This window comes from Roseitalea sp. MMSF_3546 (genome assembly GCF_030732865.1).
Taxonomy (GTDB): Bacteria; Pseudomonadota; Alphaproteobacteria; order Rhizobiales; family Rhizobiaceae; genus Roseitalea.
In genome coordinates, this window is record NZ_JASHKB010000059.1 from 1 (window position 1) to 1,486 (window position 1,486).

Genomic DNA, 1,486 nt, shown 5'->3' on the forward strand with positions numbered 1-1,486 from the left:
GCCATGGTGTGGTCGCGGATGCGGCCTTCCCCGTCGGTGCGGCAGGCAAGCCCGTAATCGTGGAAGACGGCCCAGTCGCCGTCCGCCGTGCGGTAGATGTCCATCTCCACCCGGTCGGCGCCGTAGGCGAACGCGGCCTGCATGCTGGCGATCGTGTTCTCCAGATAGTCGTGGGCCGGCGGCAGCATGCGCTCGGCCGTGCAGGTGTCGTTGGTAAGCCCGGCCCGCTCATAGGGCTGATGCACGCCGCGATGGGCATAGAGCTTCGGTTCGCTCTCGGGGGTCGGCGCCAGCCAGGACGCGTTGTTGAGGTAGAGCCCCAGAGCGATGGCGACGAAAACCGCCAGCAGGACACGCAGGATTCTCATTGTCGTCTCTCGTCGGATTGTGCGGCATCGGATCGTCGGGCGCAGAAGGCGTGGTGATGTGGGCGAGACGGTGTCGCGTCGCACCTCTCCTGCCTCACTCCTGCCAGCCGAACTGCGAAAAGCCGATCAGATTGCCGGCCGGATCGCGCACATAGATCTCGCGCGCGCCATAGTCGGTGACGTGATCGGGTACGACGATCTCGGTTCGCGGGAGCGCGGCGAGCACAGCGTCGAGCGATGCGACCTCGAGGAAGACGATGGAACGGTCGACCCGCTCGACCGCCTCCGGCCTTTGCGCGCGGGCCGAGGAGAACGACTGGTACATCAGCTCGACGCCGTCGCCGGCGATGATGGCAAAGCCGATGCCGTCACCCTCGGGCACGGTGACCGGCGCCTGAAGCCCCAGCGTCGCCCAGAATTCGACGCACGCCTTGACGTCCTCGGCGAGCAGGATCGGCGTCGTCTTGCGAAAACGGACCATGGCGGCTGTTCTCCATCGGCTTGGCCAAATCATCTGCCGCCACTTGGCAAGGCAGTTTCCCGAAGGACAATAACGTCGAAGGTTATTGTTCGGGATTCGTGGGCGCTTTACCTGCTCATTGGTTGAATCGCCATGGGATCGCGCGTGCCCCGGTTGCCGATATTGGAAAGACATGATGATCGACGACACGTCCAACGGTTATGAAGCGGTCGCCGATACGTTCGTGGCGGCGCGATCGGGCTCGACGACCGGGCTTGCGATCATTCGCCAATGGGCGGCGTCGCTGCCGGCCGGAGGAACGGTCATCGACATCGGCTGCGGGTCGGGCGAGCCGGTCACCGTCGCGCTGATCGACGCCGGACTGACGGTCTCCGCCCTCGATGCCTCGCCGGCGCTGGTTGCGGCATTCCGCCAGCGCTTCCCCGATGTCGAGGTGGCGTGCGAGCCGGCCGAGCGCAGCCGGTTCTTCGGCCACAGCTTCGATGGCGCGGTCGCGATCGGCCTGGTGTTCCTCCTGCCCGGGAACGCCCAGCGCACCCTGATCGGAAACGTCGCTGAGGCGCTGGAACCCGGCGGGCGGTTCCTGTTCACCGCGCCGCGCCAGGTCTGCGCCTGGGACGATGTGCTGACCGGCCGG

Annotated in this window: 3 protein-coding genes; 1 reads left to right on the forward strand and 2 read right to left on the reverse strand. The window is 66.4% G+C overall.

The genetic code is table 11. The features are described 5' to 3' along the window. Both RBB34_RS19780 and RBB34_RS19785 read right to left on the reverse strand, forming a co-directional pair. The coding region (locus RBB34_RS19780; RefSeq protein ID WP_306120964.1) for a glycerophosphodiester phosphodiesterase family protein at window positions 1-368 on the reverse strand (368 nt) is incomplete at its 3' end. Between the two features lie 94 nt (window positions 369-462). Beyond that, window positions 463-849 carry a VOC family protein gene (locus RBB34_RS19785; RefSeq protein WP_306120965.1) on the reverse strand — a complete coding sequence of 129 codons (387 nt, stop codon included), beginning with the start codon at window positions 847-849 and terminating at the stop codon, window positions 463-465. A gap of 175 nt (window positions 850-1,024) precedes the next feature. Between RBB34_RS19785 and RBB34_RS19790 the strand changes: the two genes are divergently transcribed. Next, the coding region (locus tag RBB34_RS19790; RefSeq protein ID WP_306120966.1) for a class I SAM-dependent methyltransferase at window positions 1,025-1,486 on the forward strand (462 nt) is incomplete at its 3' end.